The following is a 3,981-nucleotide window of genomic DNA, read 5'->3' as shown; positions in this document are numbered from 1 at the left end:
TTATATTAATCTAGTTGGAATTAGCATAGAACCCACGGAGTCCACTTATGAAACGTTACAAAATTCTCTCCCTTCTAGGGATAACAGCAGTATCGACAATCACTGCTAGTCAGGTTTTAGCTATGGATACAGCTTCTTGGAACTTAATCACCCAACCTGACTCTACTAGCAATAGTCTATTGGAGGATGTTTCATTCCTTAAATACACTATATTTGATACCGCTGCTAGCGCAAGAGAGCCCGGAGAGCAAAAGCCTAGACCGCCACGCTACGACAGCCCACAATCCGGATTTTAGTAGAGTCCGCTTCACCTAAAGATTGATCATATCCATAGCATTTTTATTTGATAGGTGAACATACTCCCTTAAGGAAAGGCAATAGGCAATAGGCATGCTAGCAATAGTTAATTAACCAACGATGCATTCCTTATAGCGGGTGCATCTCATTTTTGCTGTTTGACACCGTGGTGCGTTACGGGTAGCAACATAACCTTGACTACGAGGCGGAAAATGAGGGCTCCCCTAACGCTCCCTACGCAAGATTTTCAAATATGAGATGCACCCCTTATAGCAGTGGAAGTAAAGGTTAAAACATATTTATGTTCCCTATTCCCCTGCCCCTTATTAAGGATAAACGTTGCTATAAAACGCTATTTAGTATTGCCTTTTGCCTTTTGCCTTTTGCCTTAAAAGCTAATTTACTCTTGCTCCTCAATTCCCCCACAGAGTGTTTTGTCTTCTTCGTTGACGTTCGGGTTATTTTTCAGATAATTACCGATCTGATCACAACCACGCTTCAGTAGGGAATTGACATCGTTTAATTGACTGTAATCTGAATTCCAAATACTCACCCGATTAGCCGCGTTAATCGAGACTAGGGTTTCACCATCTGGACTGAAATTCACAGATTCCACAGGTTCATAACCCTCGGTTAATGTTCTGAGCAAAATTCCATTGGAGTTCCATAGTTTAACTGTGCCGTCCGCACTAGCAGAAGCAATAATATCTCGATTGGGGTGGAAACTGACATCATAAACAGTTTCTGTATGTCCTACTACTTTTTCCGACTCGAATTGCTTCCAGGAGATGTCTGTACGACTCCAAATTACCATAAAACCACCAGCAGCACCTGCCACAATCCGCTTACCATCGGGGCTGAAACTAACGGAGGACAACTTCCTATCCCAAGGAAGAGTAGTAATTAGAGTGCCGTCCTGGTTCCAGAGTTTCACCGTCTTGTCATCACTGGCAGAAGCAATAAACTCACCATCGGGACTGAAACTAACGCGATTAATCGCATCTGTATGTCCCGCTAAAGTACGTAGCAATTTCCCTTCCTTGGTCCAGAGTTTCACTGTGCTATCCTCACTAGCTGAAGCAATGATTTGACTATTAGGACTGAAACTAACGCTATAAACTCGATCCCTATGCCCCTCTAGAGTATGTAGCCGTTTCCCATCGCCATTCCAGAGTTTCACGGTCTGGTCATTACTGGCGGTAGCAATTAACTGACCATCAGGGCTGAAATCAACCCCATTCACAAAACCCTGATGTCCCTGGAGGGTGAGTTCCCTAATCTGCTCCTTGGGGTTCCAGAGTCTGACCGTGTAATCATCTCGACTAGCAGAGGCAATTATCTCACCATCCGGGCTAAAACTAGCACCATAACCATAGACTGTATAGCTGGTAGGTTGGAAAACCTTAGGCAAGGTTTGGTCAATATTCCAAAGTTTGACAGTCAAATCAACACTAGCTGAGGCTAGCATCTTACCGTCAGGAGTGAAACTAACCTGATTGACAATATCTTTATGACCTGGAAGGGTTGAAATTGGTGTACCCTTACCAGTCCAGAGTTTTATTTTGCCGTCACTACTCCCTGAGGCAATCAACTCACCATCAGGACTAAAGCTGACGCTGTTGATAGGATGATCATGTCCTACCAAGGTTTTCCTTAACGTTCCATCACGGTTCCAAAGTTTCACGGTCTGATCATCACTAGCTGAAGCAATGGTCTGACTATTGGGACTGAAAATTACACTCCAAACAGCCTTGTCATGCCCTTCTAGAGTTTTGATGAATGTACCGTCACTACTCCAGAGTTTTACCGTTTTGTCCTTACTAGCTGAAGCAATTAACTCTCCATCATTGCTAAAACTAACGCTCAAAACAGCTTTCCCATGTCCTGTCAAGGTTTTGATCAAAGTCCCATCACGGCTCCAGAGTTTAATAGTTTTATCACCACTGGCTGAAGCAATGGTCTCACCATCCGGGCTAAAACTTACCCACTTCACCCCCTTATTATGTCCTGTCAAGGTGTTAATTAACCTTCCATCCTGATCCCAGAGTTTAACGGTTTTGTCTTTACTGGCAGAGGCAATGATTTGATTATCAGGGCTGAAACTGACGCACCACACTGTCTTCTCATGTCCCTTCTCATGTCCTTCTATGCTATGCAGCAATTGGCCATCACGACTCCACAGTTTGATGGTTTGATCAGAGCTAGCTGAAGCAATGAGCTGATTATCAGGACTGACACTAACACTCAAGACACTATCTTGATGTTCCTCTAAACGATGACGTTCTTGGGTTAAGTTTACTGCTTCCCAGAGGTTATATGAAGTCTTTTTTTTAATTTCTGATTTTGCTATTTTATGGTTTAATCCTTTCCCTCCCTTGATACTGATTAAAAGGGCATCAAGCTGATTTTTTTTGACAAGAAGAGAGAGCTGATAGTCAGCGTTGAGTTTAGCAAGGGTGATCTGTCTTTTGAGAAATTTTTCCGATTGCCACTCCCAGATTACGATAGCTAGTATAGTCATCACCACGCTAAATCCCCCTAACCCCATCAGCAACCATTTCCGAAGCCGTTGTCGCGCTTCTCGCTCTTTTTCAAGTTCTGCTCTCATGTCAGCCCCTTGTCGTTGTCGAATGAAATCTACTAAATAATCATGGACTAATTGATAGCGATCGCTATAAATCTCTCGCAACAGCAGCACTAAGCCAGATTTAACAAAAATTTCCAACACTAAATCTAATCGTTTTAGCTCTGTGTCTACATCAGCCGCCAAGGCTTTTAATTCTTTTTCCAAATCATGGCGAGTTTTGAGAGGGCGGGTGTTGTTTTCATCCGTTAGCAAGTACAACACTAATTCAGCTGCCCGTTTGTTCTCGGCACCACACTCTGCCACAACTTCTTCTAAGTATTGGTTGACTAATTCAGCTTTTGGGTTATCCCCTAGGTGTTGATACTGTTCTAGGGTCGTAATTTTGTTTCGTTCCAGTTGCGCCCCTACCACTTGCAACTCAATTGGTCGAATTTCTCCTAATTCTTTGCCTAAATCCTCCACTAATTTATCAATCAGTGCTTGCTCTAGGGGAAACTGAGTTTGCTCGGTTAAGCCTTCAAGATATAATTTGGCATCTGGTGGGGTAAGATTACCCAAGTCAAACAGAATCTTTTTATCTAAAATATTGTTATTAATAACCTCTAAATCGATTCCGAACTTATTAAATTCCAACAGGCAATGTAAATAATCCTCTCGCACAGACAAGATTACCTTTACATAAGGAATATTCAGACAGTCTCGCAAAAATTCATAAAAACCTCGCCTCTGGTTGGGGTTTGAGCAAACCAATAAAAACTCTTCAAACTGGTCAAATATTAAAACAGTAAGCAAATTTTGCCTAGCATTATTGTGCAACTGCTCAAGAATGAGGGCGGTTGAATCAAGCTTACTAGGCACAGAGGCTAAATTTACTCTCTTCTCCAGAGTGTTTTTTAAGGATTTGCCTAGTGCTTGAATCCAATTCCTATAAACTTGCTGCAAAACCGGTAATACCCGACGGGTATTAATGGTTTTGCGTTCTAATGCTGGTATTAATCCCGCCTCAATCATCGAACTTTTCCCCGCCCCGGACTGTCCATGAATCACAGTTAGTCTAGAGCGCTCCTGTTCCATGCGCTCAATCAGGCGATTAACAT

Annotated in this window: 2 protein-coding genes; one reads left to right on the top strand and one right to left on the bottom strand. The window is 42.6% G+C overall.

The window, feature by feature from the left end:
* Positions 1-47: 47 nt before the first annotated feature.
* Positions 48-296, top strand: coding sequence for a hypothetical protein (locus F6K37_RS30315; protein ID WP_287254217.1), 249 nt, complete (start codon positions 48-50; stop codon positions 294-296).
* A gap of 401 nt (positions 297-697) precedes the next feature.
* On the opposite strand, the gene F6K37_RS30310 is transcribed toward F6K37_RS30315, so the two are convergent.
* Positions 698-3,981, bottom strand: a 3,284-nt coding sequence (locus F6K37_RS30310) for a WD40 repeat domain-containing protein (protein WP_287254215.1), incomplete at its 5' end; no start/stop codon positions are given.

Origin of the sequence: Moorena sp. SIO4E2, from assembly GCF_010671945.1 — a bacterium.
Lineage (GTDB): Bacteria > Cyanobacteriota > Cyanobacteriia > Cyanobacteriales > Coleofasciculaceae > Moorena > Moorena producens.
The sequence above is the reverse complement of the archived record's forward strand: the minus strand, read 5'-3'. Positions and strand labels throughout refer to the sequence as shown.

What these genes read in the sequence shown, in the direction of transcription:
- F6K37_RS30315 (WP_287254217.1), top strand. Translation starts at nt 48, where the DNA reads ATGAAACGTTACAAAATTCTCTCCCTTCTAGGGATAACAGCAGTATCG.